The organism is Brevundimonas sp. T2-11 (assembly GCF_055397675.1).
In genome coordinates this window covers 1041312-1065555 of the sequence record NZ_AP027920.1, presented here as the reverse complement: position 1 = coordinate 1065555, position 24244 = coordinate 1041312, and the positions used below count along the sequence as shown (strand labels likewise).

Here is a 24244-nt window from a genome sequence, read left to right as displayed (position 1 = left end):
TGCATAATCGTATAAGGATATCTTTATACGACCTTATGACACTGACTGCTGACCAGACCGTCGAGGCCCTGCGCGCTGCGGGCGAACCGACCCGCCTGCGGGTGCTGTCCCTGCTCGCGGCGGAGGAGCTGTCGGTCATGGAGCTGTCGCGGGTTCTGGACCAGAGCCAGCCGCGCGTGTCGCGTCACCTGAAGCTGATGGCGGACGCGGGCCTTATTGAACGATTCCCGGACGGGGCGCGGGTCTTCTACCGCCTGTCGCACGACGCCCTGTCGCGCCGCCTGATCGACACCGTTCTGGACCTGCTGGACGACGCCGAGGGCGAGGCCGACCATCGCCGTCTGGACGAGGTGCGCAAGGAGCGCGCCATCGACGCCGCCCGCTACTTCGAACAGGTCGCGCCCCAGTGGGACCAGATGCGCAGCCTCTATGTCTGCGAGAGCGCGGTCGAGACCGCCGTCGAACAGGCGGCCGGTCCCGGTCCGTTCGAACGCGTCGTCGACCTGGGCACCGGCTCGGGCCGGATGCTGACCCTGTTCGGCAAGAAGGCGAAGATGTCGGTCGGGCTCGACCTGTCGCAGAACATGCTGAACATCGCCCGCGCCAATGTCGCCAAGGCCGGACTGGACAAGGTTGAACTGCGTCACGGCGACATCTTCTCGACCCGCCTGCCGCACGGCAGCGCCGACCTGGTGATCGTGCATCAGGTCCTGCACTACCTGGCCGATCCCGCCGCCGCCGTGGCCGAGGCGGCGCGTCTGGTCATGCCGGGCGGCAAGCTGCTGATCGTCGACTTCGCCCCGCACCAACTGGAGCAGCTGCGCGAGGCGCACCAGCACCGTCGCCTGGGCTTCGCCGACGAGGAAATCCAGGGCTGGCTGGCCGACGCGGGCCTGACCGCCGACGCCCCCGTCGCCCTGCCGCCCGACACCGAGGGTCTGACCGTCCACATCTGGACCGGCGAACGCGCCGCCGCCCCTGCTCGAAAGTCCGCCTGATGCCCTCCCCCGCCGCACTCAATCTGGCCGAAGCCCGAGCCCTGCTGCTGTCGCCGCTGGGCCCGGTCGCCCGCGCCGGTTCCAATCGCAACGCCGTCAACGTCTCTTTCGAGTTCTTCCCGCCCAAGTCGGACGAGGCCGAGGCCAATCTCTGGTCCGCCATCCGTCGGCTGGAGCCGCTGAACCCGGCCTTCGTCTCCGTCACCTATGGCGCGGGCGGCTCGACGCGCGAACGGACCCACCGCACCGTCCAGCGGATCATCAGCGAGACCGCCCTGCGTCCCGCCGCCCACCTGACCTGCGTCGAGGCCAGCCGCGATGAGGTCGATGAGGTCATCGAGGGCTACAAGGCCATCGGCGTAGATCACATCGTCGCCCTGCGCGGCGACCCGCCCGGTGGAGACGGCATCGGCGGCGCCTATGCGCCCCGCGCCGACGGCTACGCCAACGCCACAGAACTGTCTCGAGCCATCAGTCGCGTCGGCGGCTTCGACATCACCGTCGGCGCCTATCCCGAGAAGCACCCGGAAAGCCCGTCGATCGACCACGACATCGAGGTGCTGAAGGCCAAGGTGGACGCGGGCGCCACGCGCGCCGTGACCCAGTTCTTCTTCGACATCGAAGCCTTCCTGCGTTTCCGCGACCGGGTGCGGGCGGCGGGTGTGACCATCCCCCTGATCCCCGGGATCATGCCGGTGTCCAACTTCAAGGGCCTGAGCCGGATGAGCGCCGCCTGCGGCGCTTCTATTCCCGGCTGGCTGGCGGCCCACTTCGACGGGCTGGATGACGACCCCGAGACCCGCAAGCTGCTGGCCGCCTCCATCGCCGCCGAGACCTGCGCACGCCTGCAGGAAGAAGGCTTCTCGGACTTCCACTTCTACACCCTGAACCGCGCCGAGCTGGTCTACGCCATCTGCCGGGTGCTGGGCGTGCGTGAGGCGCGAGCCGATGCCTAGCCCAATTCAGCTCCCCTTCCCCTCAAGGGGGAAGGGGTCGGGGGATGGGGTGAGCGCGCGTCGTCTTCAGAACATGGCGCTTGAGGCCTCGCCCCAAAACCCGAGCCTCCGGCGCGCAAACGCCATGACCGGCGCCTACACCCCCACCCAACCCTCCCCCCTCGAGGGGGAGGGCTTCGCAAGAGCCTGCTGATGACCCGCCAAGACCGCATCGCCGCCCTGCACGCGGCGGCCAGGGAGCGCATCCTGGTCCTCGACGGATCGTGGGGCGTGATGATCCAGCGGCGCGGGCTGGAGGAAGCCGACTTCCGCGGCGACCGCTTCGTCGCGGCCAACGGCTACGACGAAAAGGACCAGATGAAGGGGAACAACGACATCCTCTGCATCACCCGCCCCGACATCATCGCCGACCTGCACGACCAGTATTACGCCGCGGGCGCCGACATCAGCGAGACCAACACCTTTTCGGCCACCGTCATCGCCCAGGACGACTACAAGCTGGACGCCCAGGCGGTCTGGGACATCAATCTGGAAGGCGCCAGACTGGCCCGCGCCGCCGCCGACCGCTGGACGGTCAAAGAGCCGCACAAGCCGCGCTTCGCCGCCGGCTCCATCGGCCCGCTGAACAAGATGCTGTCCATGTCGTCGGACGTGAACGATCCCGGCGCGCGGCTGGTGACGTTCGACGAGGTCTATGAGGCCTATCGCCATCAGGTGAAGGCCCTGAACGAGGGCGGCGTCGACCTCTATCTGATCGAAACCATCACCGACACGCTGAACTGCAAGGCCTGCATCAAGGCCATCAAGGACCTTGAGGACGAGGGGCTGCCTCCCCTGCCCATCTGGATTTCCGGCACCATCACCGATCGTTCGGGCCGGACCCTTAGCGGCCAGACCGCCGAGGCCTTCTGGAACAGCGTGCGTCACGCCAAGCCCTTCGCCGTCGGCTTCAACTGCGCCCTGGGCGCCGACCTGATGCGGCCCTTCATCGCTGAACTGAGCCGCGTGGCCGACACCCTGGTCGCCGCCTATCCCAACGCCGGCCTGCCCAACGCCATGGGCCAGTACGACGAGCAGCCGCACGAAACCGCCCACTTCATCGAGGAATGGGCCGCCTCGGGCCTGGTCAACATCGTCGGCGGCTGCTGCGGCACCACCCCCGACCACGTCAGGCACGTCGCCGAAGAGGTCGCCCCGCTGAAGCCGCGCGAGATTCCCGAACGCCCGGTGGCCATGCGCCTGTCGGGGCTGGAACCGTTCGAGCTGGTGGCCTGATGCGTCCTGTCTTCATCAACGTCGGCGAGCGGACCAATGTCACCGGCTCGGCCAGGTTCCGTAAGCTGGTGGTGGACGGCGATTACACCGCCGCCCTCGACGTCGCGCGCCAGCAGGTCGAAGCCGGCGCCGCCATCATCGACATCAACATGGACGAAGGCCTGCTGGACGGCGCCGTCGCCATGCGCACCTTCCTCAACCTGATCGCCGCAGAGCCCGACATCGCCCGCGTGCCGGTGATGATCGACAGCTCCAAGTGGGAGGTGATAGAGGCGGGCCTGAAGTGCGTTCAGGGCAAGCCGATCGTCAACTCGATCTCGATGAAGGAGGGCGAGGCCGTCTTCCGCGAGCACGCGATCAAATGCCTGCGCTACGGCGCCGCCGTCGTGGTCATGGCCTTCGATGAGGTGGGTCAGGCCGACACCGCCGCGCGCAAGATCGAGATCTGCACCCGCGCCTACAACATCCTGGTCAACGAGGTCGGCTTCCCGCCCGAAGACATCATCTTCGACCCCAATATCTTCGCCGTGGCGACGGGGATCGAGGAGCACGACAACTACGCCGTCGACTTCATCGAGGCGACGAAGGTCATCAAGGCCACCCTGCCCTACGCCCGCGTCTCGGGCGGGGTGTCCAACGTCTCGTTCAGCTTCCGCGGCAACGAGCCGGTGCGCCGGGCCATCCACAGCGTCTTCCTGTATCACGCCATCAACGCCGGCATGGACATGGGCATCGTCAACGCGGGCGACCTGCCCGTCTATGACGACATCGACGCCGAGCTGCGAGAAGCGGTCGAGGACGTGATCCTGAACCGGCCGCAGCGGACAAACGTGTCCAACACCGAGCGGCTGGTGGACATGGCGCCCCGCTACAAGGGCGAAAAGGGCGCGGCGCGCGTCGTCGACCTGAGCTGGCGCGAGCAGCCCGTCGCAGCCCGCATCGCCCACGCCCTGGTCCACGGCATCACCGAGTTCATCGAGGCAGACACCGAAGAGGCCCGCCTGGCCTCCGAACGTCCCCTGCATGTCATCGAGGGTCCGCTGATGGACGGGATGAACGTGGTCGGCGACCTGTTCGGCTCGGGCAAGATGTTCCTGCCGCAGGTGGTGAAGTCCGCCCGCGTGATGAAGCAGGCCGTCGCCTGGCTGGAACCCTTCATGGAGGCCGAAAAGGCCGGCAAGCCGCGCGAGCAGGCGGGCCGCATCCTGATGGCCACGGTCAAGGGCGACGTCCACGACATCGGCAAGAACATCGTCGGCGTCGTGCTTCAGTGTAACAACTACGAGGTCATCGATCTGGGCGTCATGGTCCCGGCCGACCGGATCCTGGACGCCGCCGTCGAGCACAAGGTCGACATCATCGGCCTGTCGGGTCTGATCACGCCGTCGCTGGACGAGATGGTCTTCGTCGCCCGCGAGATGGAACGGCGCGGCTTCGACATTCCCCTGCTGATCGGCGGGGCCACGACCAGCCGCACCCACACGGCGGTCAAGATCGAGCCGGGCTATCGCAAGGGCTCGACCACCTATGTCATCGACGCCAGCCGCGCCGTCGGCGTGGTGTCGGGCCTGCTGTCCCCCACCGACAAGGCGAAGAACGAGGCGGCCACCCGCGACGAGTACATTCGCATCCGCGAACAGTACGCCCGCGGTCAGGAGGTCAAGGCCCGCGCCAGCCTGCAACAGGCGCGCGACAACCGCTGGCGGCCCGATGAGGCGCAAAGCCCGGCTCCGGCGCCGTCCTTCCTCGGCGTGCGCGCCTATGAGGCCTGGGATCTTCAGGATCTGGCCGACCACATCGACTGGACGCCCTTCTTCGCCAGCTGGGAGCTGATCGGCCGCTATCCCTTGATCCTTGAAGACGAAATCGTCGGCGAGGCGGCAAAAGACCTGTTCCGCGATGCGCAGGCCATGCTGAAGCGCATCGTCGAAGAGAAATGGTTCACGGCCAAGGGCGTCGTCGGCTTCTGGCCCGCCAACGCCCGTGACGACGACGTGGTGGTCTGGACCGACGAGAGTCGCTCGGTCGAAGCCGCCCGCTTCCACGGCCTGCGCCAGCAGATCAAGAAATCCAACGGCAAGCCGAACCTGTGCCTGTCCGACTTCGTGGCGGAAGACGGCGCCGACTACCTGGGCGCCTTCGCCGTCACCGCCGGTCACGGCGAACTGGAAAAGGCCGCCGAGTTCAAGGCGGCGGGCGACGACTATTCCGCCATCATGGCCACCGCCCTGGCCGACCGCCTGGCCGAAGCCTTCGCCGAGCGCCTGCACAAGGAAGTGCGCACCCAGTTGTGGGGCTACGTCCCCGACGAACAGACCTCGGTTCAGGATCTGATTGAAGAGAAGTATCGGGGCATCCGCCCCGCGCCCGGCTATCCGGCCCAGCCCGACCACACGGAAAAGGCGACGCTGTTCCGCCTGCTGGACGCCGGAAACAACGCCGGGATGGTGCTGACGGAATCCTTCGCCATGTCGCCCCCGGCCTCGGTCAGCGGCCTCTACTTCGGCCACCCGGGCAGCCACTATTTCGGCGTCGGCAAGATCGACCGCGATCAGATCGAGGACTACGCGGCCCGCAAGGGCTGGAACGTCGAAACCGCCGAACGCTGGCTGGCCCCCATCCTCAACTATGATCCGGACGTCCCGGCGCGCGACACCGCCGCCTGAAGACGCGCGCCAGGAAAGCCGTCGATCGCAGGCCTCCTTGACGCCTCGCGATCCCCATCGCCCCAGGGTCTTCGCAACCGCCCCACGTCGCTGACGAGGGAGGACGCCTGAGCGCGCCACGACCAGCCCTTCCTCACGGCCAACCAGGCGCCAGGCCGTTCGCCGGGCGAGACGCCCGCGCGTCCTTCACGAAGCTCATGGCCTGGTCCTGGTGGAAAGGCTTCACCCCCGATCCTGGGCGCAAAAGAAAGGGGGCGGACCTTTCGGTCCGCCCCCCAGGTTTTCCGTTCTTTCGAACTTAGAACCGTGCCCGTGCCGAGATCGAGAAGGTCCGACCCAGCAGGCCCGGGTAGTAGAGCTGGGTGTCGGTGTTCGCCTGGCCGTTGTAAACGCCGATCGGCGTTTGCGGGGCTTGCTCGTCGAACAGGTTGCCGATGAAGGCCGTCAGTTGGAAGTCGTCGGTGACGTTCCAGCGCGCCGACAGATCGACGTAGCTGGCCGACGGCATCTTGTACTCGGTGTCGTCGAACGCGTTCGTGAACACCGGGTCCTTCAGCTCAGGCGTGTGGCTCCAACGGGCGAAGATGGTCCAGTCGGCGATGTCGTAGGTAACCGACAGAACCGACTTCCAGTCGAAGTTGGCGCCGCCGATCGACGAGTAGCCGTAACCGACCGAGTCATCGCCGTCGAAGTTCAGCTCATCGACGTAGGTGAACAGTTCGTTGACCCGCAGACGACCCGGCAGGCCGTAGTCTTCCAGGTTCAGCGACCAGTCGATCTGGGTGTCGACGCCCTTGGTGCGGTAGAAGCCGCCGTTCGTGCGCGAGGTGTTCACGAAGTCCATCTGACCCGTGACCGTGTCGCGTTGAACGCGTTGGCAAGCCGCCGAGGTCAGGCTGAGCGAGTCATAGCACTGCTCGATCCAGTAACCGACGCCGAGCGAGGCGATGATGTCCGTGATCTCGATGTCGTAGTAGTCGACGGTCGCACGCAGGTTGCCGATCGGGAAGAAGTCGGGCTGGAAGACCGCACCGATGGTGAAGGTCTTGGCCGATTCCGGCTTCAGGTTCGGGTTACCGAAGGCGAAGGCCTCGGTCTGCGTGTTGTTCTGCGTCAGGCCGGTCGAGTAGTCGATGCCGGGCGTCTGCAGGGCGCAGAAGGCGGCGATCTGGGCCGACGGAGCTTGACCGCCCTGGATCATGCAGGGGTCGATGAAGGTGGCGAAGCCTTGGTCGCCGTTCTGGTACAGTTCGAACACGCTCGGCGCGCGAACGGCCGAGTTGTAGACCGTGCAGAACTTCAGCCAGTCAAGGGCTTCCCACTCCAGGCCGATCTTGTAGGTGTCCAGGCCGCCGACGGACGAGTAGTCCGAGTAGCGATAGCCCAGATCCAGACCAATGTACTTGGCGAAGGGCAGGTCGCGGACCAGCGGCAGCGAGAGTTCGCCGTACAGTTCCGAAACGCTGATGGTGCCGCCCTGGTCCTGAATGGCGTTGAAGCCATAGATGTTGCCAGTGCGCTGTTCGTTGTCGACGCGGAACTCCGCGCGGCTTTCACGCCATTCGAAACCGACGACGGCGGCCAGAGGACCGGCCGGCAGTTCCATGATGTTGCCGCGGACGAAGCCGGCGATGCGCGACTCTTCGATGTCGGTGGTGGCGAAGGTCGGGACGGTGAGGAAGTCCACCATCTCGGCCGTCAGGGTGCCTTCACCGAAGATGTCGAGCGGCACGCAGCCCGGCAGGGCGTTGACGCCCAGCGAGGCGCCCGTGGTCGGGTCCTGACAGCCGGCCAGACCTTGCAGGAAGGCCGTGCGGTTGACGCTGTTCTTGCCCAGGTCCTGCAGCTGGTTCTTGCCGTAGCTGGTGGTCAGGCTCCAGTCCCAACCCGAGTCGCCGAAGTCACCGGTCAGGGTCGCCAGCATGGCCAGCGAGCTGTTCTTGGTCACGCCGTAGCGGGCGCCGACTTCGTTGGTGCGGCGGTCCATGGTGAACGGAGCCAGCGGGTTGGCGCGGCTCTGCAGGGCGGCCCACAGGTCAGCGTGCTTCGTCTGGATCAGGTTCTGCATCGCCGGGGTCAGGTTGACCGTCAGACCGGTGGCGGGCGTCGGAGCCAGCGAAACTTCCTGCCAGGTGTTGGCGTAGTTCAGCTGAACGTCCAGGCGCACCGAGTCGGTGATGTCATAGTGACCGATGGTGGTGATGTTGAAGCGTTCGGCCGGCAGGATCAGGTAGTTGTCGGCGGCGAAGCTGTAGCGCGAGGAACCGGCCGCACGATCCGGCACGGTGCAGGCGCCCGAACCGGCGTAGGGCGTCAGAGCGCCCGAGGTGTCGAACGACAGGTTGCCCGTGTTGTAGGCGCCCGTGTTGGCGACGCCGTCGCAGTTCGAGTCATAGCCGCCGGCGAGGAAGTTGTTGTTGCCGGTGGCGCCGACGAGCGCGCCGAGGTTGGCGAAGGGGTTGCCGGCGTTGTTGTGCACCGTGCCCCAGGCCGAGGTGCCCGAACCGCCCGAGAAGTAGTTGCCGCCGCCGCCGGCGGTGGCGTCCAGCCATTCCTGAGCCGAGTCGACGACGTGCGGGCGACCGCTGGCGTCATAGGCGATGCCGGCCGAGACCTTCGAGAAGTCGAGCTCGCCCTGGCTGACCTTTTCGCGGCTGTAGTAGCTGGCGTAGGCGGTCAGGTTGCCGCGGCCGTCAGCGAAGTTGCCGCCGAACAGGCCGGCCAGCGAGACTTCCGGCTGCAGGCCGTCGAACGACGCACCATAGGTGGCGGTCAGTTCAGCGCCTTCGAAGTTGTCCTTCAGGACGAAGTTCACAACGCCGGCGATGGCGTCCGAGCCGTAAACGGCCGAGGCGCCGCCCGTGACGACTTCAACGCGGCTGATCAGCGAGGTCGGGATGGTGTTCAGGTCGACGACGCCGGTGGTCGACGAGGCCGGCAGACGCTCGCCGTTGATCAGAACCAGGGTGCGGTTCGGGCCAAGGCCGCGCAGGTCGACGGTGGCGAAGCTTTCGCCGCCCGAGTTGTTCGAGGTGGCCATGTTGCCGGCGACGACCGAAGGCAGGTCGTTCAGCAGGTTTTCGACCGACAGGGTGCTGGTCAGTTCAATCGTTTCGGCCGTGACGGTCGTGATCGGGCTGACAGCCTCGAAGTCCTTGCGTGCGATACGCGAGCCGGTGACGACGACGTCGGCAACCTGCGACGCGTCGGTTTGCGACGCCGGAGCGTCTTGCGCCATGGCCGGACCAGCAGCGATGGCCAGCGCAACGCCGCCGATCATCGTGGAAGCCAGCAGACGCCGACGATACCTAATGGTGCTCAAAGAAATTCTCCCGTGACTGGCGTGGCCTTTGTCACAATGACGCCTCGCCCCCAAAACGTTGCCCGCATGACTGCAGACCCCGCTGCAAACCACACGAACGTCGTTAGGAAGTCCAGCATCAAGACACGATCGCGACACACTCGTCGCTCTATTGTCGCAATCGCGCCACACTCGCCACACAAGCGCCGCAGTACGCCAAACACCGGTCTCGCCTTGTCGTGCGGCGTCGCAGCGCCGATAAACAGCCCATCTTCACATTGAGGTCTGTCATGGCTGCTCGGTCGTTCATCGCCCTTTCCCTCGTCGCGCTTCTGGCGGGCGCGAGCGGCGCAGCCCCGGCGGCGGCGGCCCAGACGGCCGATGACAGTCCCATCAGGCGAATCGCCGAATGTCGCGCCATCACGGCCGATGCGGCCCGACTCGCCTGCTACGATCAGGCCGTAGGCGCCGTACAGACCGCCCAGGCCTCGGGCGACATCGTGATTCTGGACCGCGCGGCGGTCGACGAGTCGCGTCGCCGGGCCTTTGGTTTCGACATCAACATCGTCAATCCGTTCAACCGGGAAGGCGGGCCCGAGGAACTGAGAGAGGTCGAAACCCGGTTGACCAGCGTCCGTCGCATCGGCGCGGGCAAGATGCTGTTCGCGCTGGAAGACGGCAGTTCCTGGCTTCAGATCGACGACACCGCGCCCTATTTCAGGGAACGCGCCGGCGTGCCGGTGCGCATCCGCCGCGCCGCCCTGGGCAGCTATCTGCTCAGCGTCGACGGCGCCCGTTCGATCCGCGTCAAGCGCCAGTGAGCCCGCCCATGAACATCGCCCCCCTTTCGCCCCAGATCAGCACCGCCGGGCAACTGAGTCTGGAAGACGTGGACCAGGCCGTGAAAGCCGGCGTGACCATTCTGGTTTCACACCGCCCCGACGACGAGGAGCCCGGCCAGCCCAGCCACGCGGACCTGGCCCGCGCGGCGGAGGCGGCCGGCGCGCGCTTCGTCGCGGCGCCCGTCACGGGCCTGCCGTCGCCCGAGGCGGTCCAGGCGACGGCCGACGTGATGGCTTCGATGGGACCGCATGACCGTGCGGTCTTCTTCTGCCGCTCGGGCATGCGGTCGGCCGCCGCCTGGGCCATGGCGGAGCGACTGCGCGGCGTGGAGGCGGATGAATTGCGCGCCGCGGCCCTGACCGCCGGCTACGATCTCAGCCGCCTGCCGCTCTAGCGAACGGAGGCCTTCGCCGAGCCTGGCGCAGGAAAAACAGCGAAGCGGGTCACGACGGCGGCTCCCGAACGCGTCTAGATGCGTTCCAAGCAAGCTGGGCGCCGCCGCGTCTCGCCCATAGCCGCCGAGGACGCCGTCGTGATCCCCTATGTTCGCCAGTTCGACTTCACCTACGGACGCCGGGACCAGGTCTCTCCCCTGATTCAACGGGTCATCGCCGACAATCCCGGGCCTTTCACCTTCACCGGCACAGGGACCTATATCGTCGGACGCGACATGCCGGGCGCCGGCGTGGCCGTGATCGACCCCGGCCCCGAGGACGAGGCCCACCTGCACGCCCTGTTGCGGGCGGTGAAAGGGCGAACCGTCAGCCATGTTCTGGTGACCCACACCCATCGCGACCACGCCCCCCTGGCCCGCCCGTTCGCCGAGGCGGTCGGAGGCGCGCCCATTCTCGCGGCTAAACCGCCCGCACGGCCCATCCACGCCTCAGCCCCCCTGGACGAGGACGACGACGACGACTTCACGCCCGGCGTCATCCTGACGGGCGGCGAGATGATCGAAGGAGACGGATGGACCATCGAGGCCCTGGCCACGCCCGGTCACGCGTCGAACCACATGGCCTTCGTGCTGAGGGACGAGAACGCCCTGTTCAGCGGCGATCATGTCATGGGCTGGTCCACCACAGTCGTCGCCCCGCCCGACGGCGACATGGCCGCCTACATGGACAGCCTGGACCGGGTTCTGGCGCGCGGCTTCTCGACCATCTGGCCCACCCACGGCCCGGCCATCACCCAGGTCGCGCCCTTTCTGAAAGCCTATCGCGACCACCGGCTGGAGCGGGAGGCGCAGGTCATGGCGCGACTGGCCGCCGGCGACACGACCATCGCCGAAATGATCCCGGCCCTCTACGCCGCCGTTGATCAGCGGCTTTGGCCCGCCGCCAGCCTTTCGGTGCTGTCGCACCTGATCAAGCTGGTGAAGGAGGGACGCGTCTCCGCCGATCACGAACCAGCGATGACCGCGCGCTATCGTCTGATCGGTTAGGGCTGCAGCCCGGCTGTAACGGCGCGAGCCAGACGGCAGGCCTCGTCGCCGACCCTGACGCCTTCGCGCTGGGCGATTCGCACGTCGGTGCGGCCGGGACGGATGCGAATGGCGGCGTCATAGGTCAGACCGAACCAGAAGCCTTCCCTGGCCCCGTCGGCGCGGAAGGGCGCGGCGCCGCGAACGGTGAAGCCCGCAGCCTCCAGCGCCGCCGCCGCCGTTTCGGGCGCGACCTGACGGGGAACCGAAACCAGGTCCGGACAGGCGACAGAAGCGCCGCCCTCGCCTTCCCCCCCGCGCATGGCCAGAACCGCACGCGAGAAGGCCGGCGCCTCGGCAGGGTCGGTCGTGACGTCGTTGGCGGCTGGAACGGCGAACCGCTGTCCCTGAACCGCAAACAGGGCCACGGCCGCACCGGCCGCCACCAGCGACACAGCGGCGTAAGCCCCGCGTCGCCGCAGGTCCTTGAAGGCGATCAGCACCGCGACCAGAGCCGCCGCCAGGCCTGCAAAGGCCAGAATGCGGCCGATCTTCAGCGTCAGAACTTCCAGCCCGAAACCGGCGCCCCACAGCCCGAACCGGGTCCCGAAGACAGCGACCAGCACCAGCAGGGGCGCTGCAAACGCCGCCAGCATCAGCCAGCGCAGGCGGATTTCGGCCGCGCGCGCCTGGGTCCGGGTCGGTTCAGCCATGCGGCCCTCCTGAAAGATCAGCCTGCGGTCGGCAGGCGGTAATCCTTCATCTGCTCGCGCAGCAGCTTCTTGTCGATCTTGCCGGTCGCGCCCAGGGGAATATCGGCCAGGAAGACCACGTCGTCAGGCATCCACCACTTGGCGATCTTGCCGACCAGGAAGTCGAGGTGCTCCTGCTTGTCCTCGGCCTCGCCGTCCTTGAGCTTGATCAGCAAGACCGGGCGCTCGTCCCATTTCGGGTGAGCCGCGCCGATGACGGCGGCCAGGGCGACCTTGGGATGGCCGACCGCCAGGTTCTCGATCTCGATGGAGCTGATCCACTCGCCGCCGGACTTGATGACGTCCTTGGCGCGGTCGGTGATCTGCATGAAGCCGTGATCATCAATGGTCGAGACGTCGCCGGTGTCGAAGAAGCCCTCGGTGTCCAGGATCTCGCCGCCCTCGTCCCGGAAATAGGCGCGGGCGATGGTCGGCCCCTTGATCATCAGGCGGCCGTAGGTCGAACCGTCGTGCGGCATTTCCTGACCGGCGTAGTTCTTCAGCTTCAGCTCGACGCCCAGCGGCGGCGTGCCCTGCTTGACCCGCCACTTCAACTGATCCTCAAACGGCAGGGCCGCCAGTTCCGGCGTCATGTTCGACAGGGTGCCGATGGGCGAGGTCTCGGTCATGCCCCAGCCCTGCAGCACCTCGACCCCGAACTCGTCGTGGAAGGCGCGGATCATGCTTTCCGGCACGGCGGCGCCGCCGATCAGCACGCGGGTCACGGTCGAGAGCTTCAGCTTGTTCTCGCGCAGGTGGTTCAGCAGCCCCTGCCAGACCGTCGGCACGGCGGCCGAGAAGGTCACGCCCTCGGTCTCCAGCAGCTCATAGATGGCCGGACCGTCCATGCGTGCGCCCGGCATGACCAGCTTCGACCCCGCCGCCGGCCCGCCAAAGGCGATGCCCCAGGCGTTGGCGTGGAACATGGGCACCACCGGCAGGATCACTTCCTTGGGCGTCGCGCCCAGGACCGTCGACTGCAGGCCCAGCAGGGTATGGATGAAGTTCGAGCGGTGCGAATAGAGGACGCCCTTGGGGTTCCCCGTCGTGCCCGAGGTGTAGCACAGGCCGCAGGCGGTCTGTTCGTCGAAACCGCCCCACTCCACGTCCTCGGACGACTGCTCCAGCACGGTCTCGTAGCATTCGACCACCGGCAGCTTGGTCTGCGGCATGTGGTCGGGATCGGTCATGATGACGACGCGCTCGACCGAAGGACAGTGCGGCAGGATGGCGTCCAGCAGCGGCACGAAGGTCAGGTCGACGAAGATGATCCGGTCGCCCGCGTGGTTGATGATATAGACCAGTTGTTCCGGGAACAGGCGCGGGTTCAGGGTGTGGCACACCGCGCCTATGCCCATGATGCCGTACCAGGTCTCGATATGGTCGCCGGTGTTCCAGGCCAGGGTGGCGATCCGGTCGCCCGGCTGCACGCCCCAGGCCTTCAGCGCATTGGACACCCGTTTGGCCCGGCCGTGGATGGCCCCATAGGTGGTGCGCTCGATCGGCCCCTCGACGGATCGCGTCACGACCTCCCGGTTCGGGTGCCAATTCTTGGCGTGGTCGAGAATCTTGTCGACCGTCAGCGGCCAGTCCTGCATCAAACCCAGCATCGCATTCCCTCGTGCAGCGCCCTCTGTGTGTGGCGCTTTGCAGCGACGCTATCTAGGTGAACGGCGATAAGCAACGGCGCCGTTAGGGAAACAAATCCGCTCCATTCTGTCGCATCCACAGCCCCCGCGCCGCGCAACATGGTCAAGGCCTGCTGACGGGCCTAGAAGGCCGCGCAGACGCACGGAGACCGCCCATGACCATCCTGATCGCCATCACCGGGGGCTCCGGCTCGGGCAAGAGCACCCTGGCCGAGGCCCTGGTCGCCGCCCTGCCGCCCGGCGTCGCCGTCCTGATGCGCGAGGATTCCTATTATCTGGACGCCGCCAGCGTTCCGGGATTCGACGCCGACACCCACGACTTCGACGACGTGGCCGCCCGCGACCACGACCTGCTGGCCGAACACCTGTCCGAGCTGAAGGCCGGACGACCGGTCGTCGCGCCTCTCTATTCCTTCCTCCATCACGGTCGCGACCCGGGCGGCGAGCCCATTCCCGCCGCCGAGGTGGTGATTCTGGAAGGCACCCATGTCCTGTGCACGCCGGCCCTGACGGCCCTGTTCGACATCAAGGTCTTTGTCGATACGCCCGCCGACATCCGCTTCATCCGGCGCCTGTTGCGCGACCAGGCGGAGCGCGGACGCACCGCTGAATCCGTCATCCATCAATATCTGCTGACCGTGCGCCCCGGCCACGAGCGCCACACCGAACCTTCGCGCACCCAGGCCGACTTCATCGTCGCCGACGCCACCGCCGCTGTGCGGTTGGAAGATCCGCAGGCGGTCATTCGCCTGGCCGCGCCCGTCCTGGCCCACCCGCTGCTAGCGGCTTGGCATCATTAGTTGATTACGACTCGCAGAACTGCGTTACTTGTTGCGATCAAGGCAAATTTAAGGCACGTTATCCATACTCTTTCCGGGTGACGTAGCTGATGACGGTTTTGGTCCACGACCTAGACGACCCCCGACGCGCCGCGATCGTGCGTCAGGCGCGATTGCATTTCATAACCGAGGGTTATGCCGGCACGCGCATGGAGCCGATCGCGCGTGAAGCCGGCGTATCCACCGCCACCCTCTACGCCTTCTTCGACAGCAAGGCGGTGTTGTTCGAAGCCGTCATCGACAATGCCTCCGAAGACTTCGCCAAGCATATGGCCGGGGTGCACACCACGTCCGGCACGCCGCGCGAGCGCCTGAACGAATTCATCGGCGGCTACGCCGAGTTCATGAGCAACAGCTTCGTCCGCTCCGTGTTTCGACTGGTCCTGGCCGAGCGGCCGCGCTTCGAGGCCATCGCCATGCGCTTCTTCGAACGCGGCCGCAGCGACTTCGGCGCGGTCCTGATCGGCATGCTGGTGGAAATGACCCAGGCCGGCCAGATGAAGGTGGACAAGCCCTCCTGGGCCGCGGGCCAGTTGATGGGCATGGTCGAGCACCCCGTCTTCTTCGTGCCCCTGGTGACGGGCGACGACGTCATCGCCGAGCGCACGCCGCGCGCCATCGCCGAGGAAGCCGTAGACACCTTCCTGGCGCGCTACGCCGTCTAGCCTCGCCCTACGGCCAGAGACGCGTCCGCCGCCAGGTCTCGCCCTCACGCTCGAAACGCAGCCGGTCATGCAGACGGAAGGCCCGGTCGCGCCAGAATTCGATCTGTTGAGGCACGACCCGCCACCCCGTCCAGCGATCGGGACGCGGCACCTCCTGCCCGTCAAAACCCGCTGTCTTTTCGCTGACGCGGGCCTCCAGCGTCGCCCTGCTGTCCAGGGGGCGCGACTGTTCCGAGGCCCAGGCCCCGATGCGGCTCTCGCGGGCCCGGCTGGCGAAATAGGCGTCGGCTTCGGCGGCGCTGACCTGCTCCACGACGCCGCGCACCCGCACCTGGCGACGCAGGCTCTTCCAGTGGAACACCAGGGCCGCCGCCGGATGGGCCCAGAGCTGTTCGCCCTTGGCGCTTTCCTGATTGGAGAAGAAGGTGAAGCCGCGCGCATCCACATCCTTCAGCAGGACGATCCGCGCGTCCGGCACGCCCTCGGCGTCCAGGGTCGCCAGGGTCATGGCGTTGGCGTCGTTCGGCTCCCCCGCCTTGGCCGCCTCCAGCCACTCGGCGAACAGGCCATAGGGCTCGGTCCGTTCGAACATGGCCTCGTCGGCGTTGGCCGCCAGTTGCGCGGCGTAGTCCTGAACAGACGGGCTGGGCGGGATCAGGGGCTGGGTCATGCGCGATTCTCTACACCCGCATTTCCCCTACGTCATCAGCTGTAGACTAGGGCGCGGAGGCCAGCTTCACCATAAACTGAAATTCTCGTTTCAGTCGACAGGGTTAACCCGGTCTTGACCATATTGGACCGAGGCTGTCCTTCATGTGCGCGGACGCTCTCACCCTCGACAAGGCCCGGTCGCTTCTGGGTCTGACCGGCCCCGTCGGCGGCGACGGCCTGGCCACGGCCTTCCGCGCGGCGGTCAAGGCCGCGCGGCCCGACGCGCCCGGCGGCGACGCCGAGACCTTCCGCCGCGTCATCGCCGCCTATCGCCTGCTGCAGGGCCAGACCCTGGCCCTGCCCGCCCCCGCCTACGCCAGGCCCTTCGTCCAGCCGCCCGCCCCCGCCCCGCTTCTGAGCCTGACGCCCATGCAGGCCATCAGCGGCGGCTGCATCCGCGTGGTCGTCGGCGCCCGCACCCTTCTGGTCCACGCCCCGCCCGGCGTGCGCACCGGCGACAGGATCCGGCTGAAGCGCGGCGGCGCAGACGCGAGCGATCTGCTGCTGCCCGTTCTGATCCGCCCCGCCGACGGTCTGTCCGTTCTGGGCGGCGACCTGTTCATGACCTGGGCCGTGCCGCAGCGGATGATGGACGACGGCGGTCGCATCGAGATCATGACCCATGCCGGCCTGCGCTCGTCCTGGCTGGTCCCCGACATGGTCGAGCCGGTGCGCCTGCGGCTCAAGGGCCTCGGCCTGCCCCCGCGCGGCCAGCGCCCCGCCGGCGACCTGTTCGTCAAGCTGGAGGCCTCGGCCGATCTGCCTTCTGCCGCCGAAGACCTGCTGCTTCGCTTCACGCGGGTCTGGACGCCGGAGCGCATCGCGGCCTAAGCGTAAGCCCATGTCGCACAACACCTTCGGTCACCTGTTCCGCGTCACCACCTGGGGCGAAAGCCACGGCCCGGCCATCGGCTGCGTCGTCGACGGCTGCCCGCCGCTGATCCCGCTGACCGAGGCCGACATCCAGCCCCTGCTGGACCTGCGCAAGCCCGGCGGCAGCCGCTTCGTCACCCAGCGGCAGGAAGCCGACCAGGTCCGTATCCTGTCCGGCGTCTTCGACGACGGAAACGGCCCGGTCACCACCGGCACGCCGATCAGCCTGATGATCGAGAATACGGACCAGCGCTCCAAGGACTATGGCGAGATCGCCCGCGCCTTCCGCCCCGGCCATGCCGACTACGCCTATCAGGCCAAGTACGGCGTGCGCGACCATCGCGGCGGCGGGCGCTCCTCGGCCCGCGAAACCGCCAGCCGCGTGGCGGCGGGCGCCGTGGCCCGTAAGGTCCTCGGTGACAGCATCCGCATCCGCGCGGGCGTGGTCCAGCTCGGTCCGCACCGCATCGCCGACGAAGCGATCGACTTCGACGCCGTCTATGACAACGCCCTGTTCGCCGCCTCCGCCGAGGTCGTCCCGGCGTGGGAGACCTACCTGGACGGCGTGAGGAAGGCCGGCTCCTCCATCGGCGCCGTCGTGGCGCTGGAAGTCACGGGCGTCCCCGCCGGCTGGGGCGCGCCGCTCTACGCCAAGCTGGACGCCGAACTGGCCTCGGGCCTCATGTCCATCAATGCGGTCAAGGGCGTCGAGATCGGCGCGGGCTTCGGCGCCGCCGAACTGACGGGCGAGGACAACGCCGACGAAATGCGCCTGGGCGACGACAGCCTGCCGGTCTTCCTGTCGAACAAGGCCGGCGGGGTTCTGGGCGGCATCTCCACCGGCCAGCCGCTGACGGCCCGCGTGGCGTTCAAGCCGACCTCCTCCATCCTGACCCTGCGCCAGACCATCAACCGCGACGGCGCCGAGGTTGACCTGCGCACCAAGGGCCGCCACGACCCCTGCGTCGCCCTGCGCGGCGTCCCGGTCGTCGAAGCCATGGCCGCCATCGTCCTGGCCGACGCCATGCTGCGCCACCGGGCGCAGGTGGGGTAAACCCTGCGCCTTTCCTCCCCATTTCATGGGGAGGGGGACCACGAAGTGGTGGAGGGGGCGACGCCGCCATCAACAGTTTCAAATAGCGCTCGCTGCGCCACCCCCTCCGTCTCGCCCGCTAACGCGGCCGATCCACCTCCCCATTCGCTCCGCGAACAGGGAGGAAAGACGCCCCCTTTTCGCAACAGTATTTGTTACCTATATGGCCCTCGAACGGCGCGGCATAGGCTGCGCCACTGGGAGACCGAACCATGATCGACGTCAGACCTTTCAACACCCTCGGCGGCGCCAACCACGGCTGGCTGAACGCCAAACACCACTTCTCGTTCGCCAACTACTATGATCCCAAGCGCATGGGCTGGGGCCGTCTACGCGTCTGGAACGACGACGAGATCGGCGCCCGCTCGGGCTTCCCGCCCCACCCGCACGCCGACATGGAGATCATCACCTATGTCCGCACCGGCGCCATCACCCACGAGGACTCGATGGGCAACAAGGGCCGCACCGGCGCGGGCGACGTTCAGGTGATGAGCGCGGGCACGGGCGTGCGTCACTCTGAGTTCAACCTCGAGAACGAGACGACCACCCTGTTCCAGATCTGGATCGAAACCGACCGTCCGGGCGCCCAGCCGTCCTGGGGCCAGCGCGAATTCCCCCAGAGCGACCGCTCGGGCCGCTTCACCGTCGTCGCCTCGGGCGATCCGGCGGACGAGGCCCTGTCGATCAACGCCGACGCCAAGGTTCTGGCGGCGACGCTGAAGGCGGGCGAGAGCCTGACCTATGACCTGGCCGCCGGTCGTCGCGCCTATCTGGTCCCCGCCGTGGGCCGGGTGGACGTCAACGGGACGCCCCTGAACGCCCGCGACGGCGCCGGCATCGTCGATGAGCCGACGATCACCATCACGGCCAGCGAAGACGCCGAACTGGTCATGGTCGACAGCCTGTAACCCCCCCTCTGTCATCCCGGAAACGGCGCAAGCCGTTATCCGGGACCCAGGCGGCGGCTCTTGTCGCTTGCCCCCTTCAAGCCTCCACCGTCTGGGTCCCGGGTTCCGCTTCGCGGCCCCGGGATGACGGCAGAAGGATGCGGGTCACGTTCCCGCCGTCAGCCTCTGTTCACTTCCGTCCCGCAGAATAGGCACCTCGGGAGTTTCACATGACCAAGTCCTTCACGCGGGCGACCGCCCTTCTGGCCGTCCTCGGCGGCTCGCTGCTGCTGCAGGGCTGCGTCGTCGGCGCCGTCGTCGGGACCGGCGCGGCGGTCGTCGGCGGCACGGCCAAGGCGACGGGCGCGGTCGTCGGCGCGGGCTTCGACGCCGTCACCACCTCGGACGAGGAAACCAGGGCCAAACGCGAGCGCGAGCAGCGCGAATGGGAACGCGAACAGCGCCGCTGCGAACAACGCCAGCGCCAGGGTAAATCCTGCTAAGGCCGCTCACGCGCCAACCGGCCCTGTCGGCCCGCGCCGTTCCCGGCCTAGGGTGAGCCTCCCTCCCCCTGACGAGCCCGCCATGCAGATCGCCATCCTGACCCTCGACGGCTTCAACGAACTGGACAGCTTCATCGCGGCGGGCATCCTGAACCGGATGAAGAGCCAGGACTGGGCGGCGCACATCACCTGCCCCACGCCCGAGGTCACCTCCATGGCCGGGGTGACGATCCGGCGCCAGAAGCCGCTGGAGTTTCTGACCGAGGCCGACGCCGTCCTGATCGGCAGCGGGATCAGGACGCGCGACTACGCCGCCGATCCCGCCTTCCTGTCACAGCTGAAACTGGACCCGTCGCGCCAGCTGATCGGCGCCCAGTGCTCGGGAACCCTGCTGCTGGCCAGGCTAGGCCTGATCGGCGACCTGCCCGCCTGCACCGACCTGACCACCAAGCCCTGGGTCGTCGAGGCCGGCGTCAATGTCGTGGACGCCCCCTTCGTCGCCCACGGCAATGTCGCCACGGCGGGCGGCTGCCTCGCCTCTCAATACCTCGCCGCCTGGATGATCGCCCGTATGGCGACGGTTCAGGACGCCGAAGAGGCCATCGACTACGTCGCCCCCGTCGGCGAGAAGGCCGAATACGTCGCGCGGGCGATGGCGGCGGTGGAGCCGTACCTGACGAAAGGGAAGACGCTGGCGGCCTAAGTCTGCTTTCGACCCATTGCGGACATTAATGAACATCGGCAACCTCAAGCTATGCCGAAGGCTCACCCTCCACTTCCGCTCCAACAGCCTGCTCCTCTAACCGTCGAGGAAGAGCGGTATATCCTGAAGATCATCCACGCATACTATGGCGATGACGCCGTAGTTCGAAACTGGGGGCCGGACCCTCGCCGCCTAATGCTTCATGTCGAAAGCGACCGAGACATAGGCCTCAACCGTCACGAATGTCTCGGACTGCTCATGTGTGAGATCATTCGCGATCAAATCAGTTTGGACGCCTCAGGCCCAAGCGGTAGATGGAAACGGGATAAGGTGGCCTACCGCCAAGGCGTGATCCTCCCGACCATCGTGAGCGATTGATGCCCCCGTTGCGGACGTTGGGAGACTGGACGAAGATCATCGCATGTTCAGGTATTGGCTCAAAAAGCGCGCACAGAATGAAGTTGGAGCCAACGCGTGGCCGCCATTACCCACGAGCGGCTTTCTGCTAGGTCGGGCAGCGTCAGCGGCAGATATCGATCTGGGTGATGCTGTTTTCTCTCAGACTACAAGCGACGGCTTGGAGGCCAAGCCCTGCCCCGTCGCTCTCCCTCAATATGCGCTTTGGCATGATGAGGACGGCTCTCTGAGACCAGTGTTCGTGGTCCAAGCAGAAAAGCATGTGTCCGATCCTGCCGGAGAACCGATCTACGGCTTGCGAACCTTTGATGGCGAAGAGATCGTCGCATCAGGAGAAGAACTCCAGTTGCTTGGAACGGCACCGCCCGCGACGTAGCGTTCGCTAACCACCCTGAACCGACATTCTATAGGCCCGCCCCCCTACCGCACCCCGATATACTTGTGCGTCTGGACGCTGAGCCGCCATTGCGGGTGGGTCAGGCAGTATTCGATGGCGGCGGCGGTGTTGGCGGCCTGGTCCGGGCCGTCCATGGGTTGCAGCCAGAAGCGTTCGAAGTCGAGGCCCTCGAACCGCTCGGGCATGGCCAGGGGCTGAGGGAAGACCAGCTTCAGTTCCTGACCCGTGGTCTGGACTACGGGGGCGTCGGCCTTGGGGCTGATACAGACCCAGTCGATGCCTTCGGGTGCCAGCAGAGTGCCGTTGCTCTCGATGGCGACCTCGAACCCGCGCGCGTGCAGGGCCTCGATCAGGGGGGCGTCCAGTTGCATCAAGGGCTCGCCACCGGTGCAGACCACCAGTTTCGGGTCGCCCTCGCGGCCCCGCCACATCCCGGCGACATGGTCGGCCATCAGGTCGGCGGTCTTGAACTTGCCGCCGCCGTCGCCGTTGGTTCCGACGAAATCCGTGTCGCAGAAGGTGCAGACGGCCGTGGCGCGGTCCCGCTCCAACCCGCTCCACAGGTTGCAGCCGGCAAAGCGCAGGAAGACGGCGGGCCGCCCGGCCTGACCGCCCTCGCCCTGCACCGTCAGAAAGACTTCCTTGGCCGAATAGGTCATGCGCGCGCCGCCCATTCGCCGTGGCCCGCCGCCCGCAGCTCGCAGGCCGGGCAGGTGCCGCAGCCATAGCCCCAGTCGTGGCGCTGCGTCCGGTCGCCCAGATAGCAGGTGTGGCTGGCCTCCACGATCATGCTGACCAGCGCCCGCCCGCCGATCCGCTCGGCCAGGGCCCAGGTCTCGGCCTTGGTCAGGAACATCAGCGGCGTCTCGATCGGCGACGGCTTGGCCAGCCCCAGGGTCAGGGCGTGGCTCATGGCCTGGATCGTGTCGTTGCGGCAGTCGGGATAGCCCGAGAAGTCGGCCTCGCACATGCCGCCGACCAGGACCTCCAGCCCCCGGCGATCCGCCAGGGCCGCCGCCGCGACCAGAAAGATCAGGTTGCGCCCCGGCACGAAGGTGTTGGGCAGGCCGCGCGCGTCGGCCTCGATGGCCCGGTTCGTGGTCATGGCCGTCTCGCCGATGGCCCCGAAGCCGGTCAGATCGACGACGTGATCCGGCCCCAGCCGGTCGGCCCATTGCGGCAGGACGTTCACCATCTGCTCGCGCACGGTCTGGCGCGCCTGCATCTCGACCGCGTGACGCTGGCCGTAGTCGAAACCGATGGTCTCGACGCGCTCATACCGCTCCAGCGCCCAGGCCAGGCAGGTGGCGCTGTCCTGCCCGCCCGAGAACAGAACAAGGGCCGTAGTTTCAGAAGCTTGCGACGTAACGCTCATGACGAACCTGCGGTCGGCCGACGGCCGCGCGCATCCAGAAAAGGTCGAAAGAAGAAGGGTCCGCCCTCCCTATACGCCAGACCGGCGACCGCGGCAAAGGAGGCCGCCGCGCCATCGGTGTCATCTACGTATTTTCCCGGGGGCCTTTTAACGCTTTCGCAAAGCGTTAGCGCCAAATGTAAAAATCCATATTGGAGTGCCGGCCGTATGCCGACGATCGAAGTGCTGACCGAGCGCGTAGAGCCGGTGACCGCCGCCGCCATGGCGAGCGAGGTCTTTGCGCGTTTCGAGCGCGAGCCGGACACCCTGGTCATCCCCGTCGTCGACGGCGATCGTCCCCTGGGCCTGATCGAACGCAGCGACTTCCTGATGAAGCTGGCCGGTCCTCTGGGCCAGAGCCTCTACGGCGCCCGCGAAGTCACTCACGTGATGGATCCCGAGCCCGCCGTGGTCGAGGCCGGGGTCAGGATCGACGCCTTTTCCGACATCATCCTGAAGAGCGGCCCCGGCGCCCTGATGCGCGGCTTCATCGTCACGCGCAACGGCGTCTATCGCGGCGTGGGCACGGCGGTGGCGCTGCTGCGGGCCGTCAACGACATTCAACGCCAGCAGAACCGCGACCTGACCGAACAGGTGCGCGCCGCCAGCGACGCCGAAGCTCAGGCCGCGGCCGCCGCCCGCGCCAAGAGCCGCTTCATGGGCGTGATGAGCGGCGAGTTGCGCACGCCGATGAACGGCGTTCTGGCCGTCGCGGAACTGCTGCTGCGTCAACCGCTGAACGACGCCGCCCTGGCTCACGTCCAGACCATCATCGATTCCGCCGAGACCCTGCTCGACACCCTTCAGGACGCGCTGGACCTGGCGCGCGCCGAAGCCGGCGAACTGGAGCTGTCGTCCGCGCCGACCCCCTTGCGCGCCGTCATGGACGATGCTCAGGCCCTGTGGACGCCCCGCGCCACCCAGGACGGCGTCACCCTCATGGTCGGGTACGAAGGCGACACCGAACTGGCCGCCGATCTCGACGGTCCGCGCCTGACCCAGACCTTCAACACCCTGATCGGCCACGCCCTCAAATTCGCCCGCAACGGGATGGTGGAAGCCAGCCTGAAGGCCGTGGTTGTGGGCGATCGCGTCCGACTGGAGGCCCGCGTTCGCGACGACGGCCCCGGAATCGACCCCGCCCGCCTGGACGCCCTTTTCGACCATGCCGAAGGCGCGGACGGCGGCGGCCTGGGTCTTTCGATCTGCCGCCACGTCATCGAACAGATGAACGGACGAATCTGGGCCGAGAACAACACCGGCCGCGGCGCCACCTTCGCCTTCGACCTCTCGGCCCCGCGCGCCGTCATCGAACAGGACGAGCCGTCGAACGTCTCCAGTCTTGACGAACTGGACCTGCAGGCCAGACCGCACGTCCTGATCGCCGACGACAACGCCACCAACCGCGTCGTGGCCCAGGCCCTTTGCGAGATGTTCGGCTGCACCTCCGAAACCGTCGAGGACGGGCAGGAAGCGCTGGACGCCGTTCAGGTCCGCGCATTCGACCTGATCCTGATGGACATCAAGATGCCGCGTCTGGACGGCGTCCAGGCCACCCAGGCCATTCGCGCCCTGCCCGGCGACAGCCGCAACATTCCCATCATCGCCCTGACCGCCAACGCCGATCCCGACGACGCCAGACACTATCTGGCCGTCGGCATGGCCGCAGTGGTCGAAAAGCCGATCAAGCCGGAACGTCTGCGCATGGCGATGAACGCCGCCCTGGCCGCCCCCTCCGTCGCCGCGATCGAGGCCGCCCCGACGCGCAAGCGCCCCGCCGCCTGACGCCACGTCAGCTTCCGCCAGTCAAGCCGCCCGACGCGTCGAGGCGGCTTTTGCGCTATGGACAGCCTTCACGGCGCGCGCCACCAAAGGCAGGCGC

General features: G+C 67.2%; 21 protein-coding genes. 15 read left to right on the top strand and 6 right to left on the bottom strand.

The window, feature by feature from the left end:
- The first annotated feature begins 35 nt into the window (after nt 1-35).
- The 4 genes from ACZ5XO_RS05275 (at nt 36) to metH (ending at nt 5895) form a co-directional block, all read left to right on the top strand.
- Nucleotides 36-998 carry an ArsR/SmtB family transcription factor gene (locus ACZ5XO_RS05275; RefSeq protein ID WP_464164258.1) on the top strand — a complete coding sequence of 321 codons (963 nt, stop codon included), beginning with the start codon at nt 36-38 and terminating at the stop codon, nt 996-998.
- On the top strand, nt 998-1954 hold the full coding sequence (metF, locus tag ACZ5XO_RS05270) for a methylenetetrahydrofolate reductase [NAD(P)H] (protein ID WP_464164257.1): 957 nt from the start codon (nt 998-1000) through the stop codon (nt 1952-1954). Before ACZ5XO_RS05275 ends, metF begins: the two co-directional genes overlap by 1 nt.
- A 192-nt stretch (nt 1955-2146) precedes the next feature.
- Nucleotides 2147-3229 carry a homocysteine S-methyltransferase family protein gene (locus ACZ5XO_RS05265; RefSeq protein WP_464164256.1) on the top strand — a complete coding sequence of 361 codons (1083 nt, stop codon included), beginning with the start codon at nt 2147-2149 and terminating at the stop codon, nt 3227-3229.
- Complete coding sequence (metH, locus tag ACZ5XO_RS05260) at nt 3229-5895, top strand: methionine synthase (protein WP_464164255.1); 2667 nt, start codon at nt 3229-3231, stop codon at nt 5893-5895. The genes ACZ5XO_RS05265 and metH overlap by 1 nt, the downstream gene beginning before the upstream one ends.
- 298 nt (nt 5896-6193) lie before the next feature.
- Here the strand turns inward: metH and ACZ5XO_RS05255 are convergent, their stop codons facing one another.
- A complete protein-coding gene (locus ACZ5XO_RS05255; RefSeq protein ID WP_464164254.1) occupies nt 6194-9217 on the bottom strand; it encodes a TonB-dependent receptor plug domain-containing protein in 3024 nt (1007 codons plus the stop codon).
- A 269-nt stretch (nt 9218-9486) separates the two neighbouring features.
- Between ACZ5XO_RS05255 and ACZ5XO_RS05250 the strand changes: the two genes are divergently transcribed.
- The 3 genes from ACZ5XO_RS05250 (at nt 9487) to ACZ5XO_RS05240 (ending at nt 11480) form a co-directional block, all read left to right on the top strand.
- Complete coding sequence (locus tag ACZ5XO_RS05250; protein ID WP_464164253.1) at nt 9487-10017, top strand: hypothetical protein; 531 nt, start codon at nt 9487-9489, stop codon at nt 10015-10017.
- Between the two features lie 8 nt (nt 10018-10025).
- Entirely contained in the window at nt 10026-10433 is a 408-nt protein-coding gene (locus ACZ5XO_RS05245; RefSeq protein ID WP_464164252.1) for a protein tyrosine phosphatase family protein, read from the top strand.
- Nucleotides 10434-10571: 138 nt separating this feature from the next.
- Nucleotides 10572-11480: an MBL fold metallo-hydrolase gene (locus ACZ5XO_RS05240; protein WP_464164862.1), complete on the top strand. Its 909-nt coding sequence runs from the start codon at nt 10572-10574 to the stop codon at nt 11478-11480.
- On the opposite strand, the gene ACZ5XO_RS05235 is transcribed toward ACZ5XO_RS05240, so the two are convergent.
- A complete protein-coding gene (locus tag ACZ5XO_RS05235) occupies nt 11477-12172 on the bottom strand; it encodes a DUF1499 domain-containing protein (protein WP_464164251.1) in 696 nt (231 codons plus the stop codon). The genes ACZ5XO_RS05240 and ACZ5XO_RS05235 overlap by 4 nt on opposite strands.
- A gap of 17 nt (nt 12173-12189) precedes the next feature.
- Nucleotides 12190-13821 (bottom strand): long-chain-fatty-acid--CoA ligase, encoded by a 1632-nt coding sequence (locus ACZ5XO_RS05230; protein ID WP_464164250.1) that lies wholly within the window; start codon nt 13819-13821, stop codon nt 12190-12192.
- 194 nt (nt 13822-14015) lie between these two features.
- Here ACZ5XO_RS05230 and udk point away from each other — a divergent pair, with 194 nt between their 5' ends.
- Nucleotides 14016-14660, top strand: coding sequence for a uridine kinase (gene udk, locus ACZ5XO_RS05225; RefSeq protein WP_464164249.1), 645 nt, complete (start codon nt 14016-14018; stop codon nt 14658-14660).
- Nucleotides 14661-14749: 89 nt separating this feature from the next.
- Complete coding sequence (locus ACZ5XO_RS05220) at nt 14750-15364, top strand: TetR/AcrR family transcriptional regulator (RefSeq protein ID WP_464164248.1); 615 nt, start codon at nt 14750-14752, stop codon at nt 15362-15364.
- A 7-nt stretch (nt 15365-15371) separates the two neighbouring features.
- Here the strand turns inward: ACZ5XO_RS05220 and pdxH are convergent, their stop codons facing one another.
- Entirely contained in the window at nt 15372-16034 is a 663-nt protein-coding gene (gene pdxH / locus ACZ5XO_RS05215) for a pyridoxamine 5'-phosphate oxidase (RefSeq protein ID WP_464164247.1), read from the bottom strand.
- A 143-nt stretch (nt 16035-16177) separates the two neighbouring features.
- On the opposite strand from pdxH, the gene ACZ5XO_RS05210 reads away from it, so the two are divergent.
- The 5 genes from ACZ5XO_RS05210 (at nt 16178) to ACZ5XO_RS05190 (ending at nt 20134) form a co-directional block, all read left to right on the top strand.
- Nucleotides 16178-16906: a DnaJ C-terminal domain-containing protein gene (locus ACZ5XO_RS05210; RefSeq protein ID WP_464164246.1), complete on the top strand. Its 729-nt coding sequence runs from the start codon at nt 16178-16180 to the stop codon at nt 16904-16906.
- A gap of 10 nt (nt 16907-16916) precedes the next feature.
- A complete protein-coding gene (gene aroC / locus ACZ5XO_RS05205) occupies nt 16917-18002 on the top strand; it encodes a chorismate synthase (RefSeq protein ID WP_464164245.1) in 1086 nt (361 codons plus the stop codon).
- Between the two features lie 251 nt (nt 18003-18253).
- Nucleotides 18254-18949: a pirin family protein gene (locus ACZ5XO_RS05200; RefSeq protein ID WP_464164244.1), complete on the top strand. Its 696-nt coding sequence runs from the start codon at nt 18254-18256 to the stop codon at nt 18947-18949.
- 209 nt (nt 18950-19158) lie between these two features.
- Nucleotides 19159-19431 (top strand): hypothetical protein, encoded by a 273-nt coding sequence (locus ACZ5XO_RS05195; RefSeq protein ID WP_464164243.1) that lies wholly within the window; start codon nt 19159-19161, stop codon nt 19429-19431.
- An 82-nt stretch (nt 19432-19513) separates the two neighbouring features.
- Nucleotides 19514-20134, top strand: a complete 621-nt coding sequence (locus ACZ5XO_RS05190; protein WP_464164242.1) for a DJ-1/PfpI family protein — start codon at nt 19514-19516, stop codon at nt 20132-20134.
- Nucleotides 20135-20971: 837 nt separating this feature from the next.
- On the opposite strand, the gene queE is transcribed toward ACZ5XO_RS05190, so the two are convergent.
- Together queE and queC are read right to left on the bottom strand one after the other, a co-directional pair.
- Nucleotides 20972-21607: a 7-carboxy-7-deazaguanine synthase gene (queE, locus tag ACZ5XO_RS05185; protein ID WP_464164241.1), complete on the bottom strand. Its 636-nt coding sequence runs from the start codon at nt 21605-21607 to the stop codon at nt 20972-20974.
- The gene (queC, locus tag ACZ5XO_RS05180) at nt 21604-22323 is read right to left on the bottom strand and encodes a 7-cyano-7-deazaguanine synthase QueC (RefSeq protein ID WP_464164240.1); all 720 of its coding nucleotides are present in this window, start codon (nt 22321-22323) and stop codon (nt 21604-21606) included. Before queC ends, queE begins: the two co-directional genes overlap by 4 nt.
- Before the next feature lie 207 nt (nt 22324-22530).
- Here queC and ACZ5XO_RS05175 point away from each other — a divergent pair, with 207 nt between their 5' ends.
- Complete coding sequence (locus ACZ5XO_RS05175) at nt 22531-24147, top strand: response regulator (RefSeq protein ID WP_464164239.1); 1617 nt, start codon at nt 22531-22533, stop codon at nt 24145-24147.
- The last annotated feature ends 97 nt before the right edge of the window (nt 24148-24244 follow it).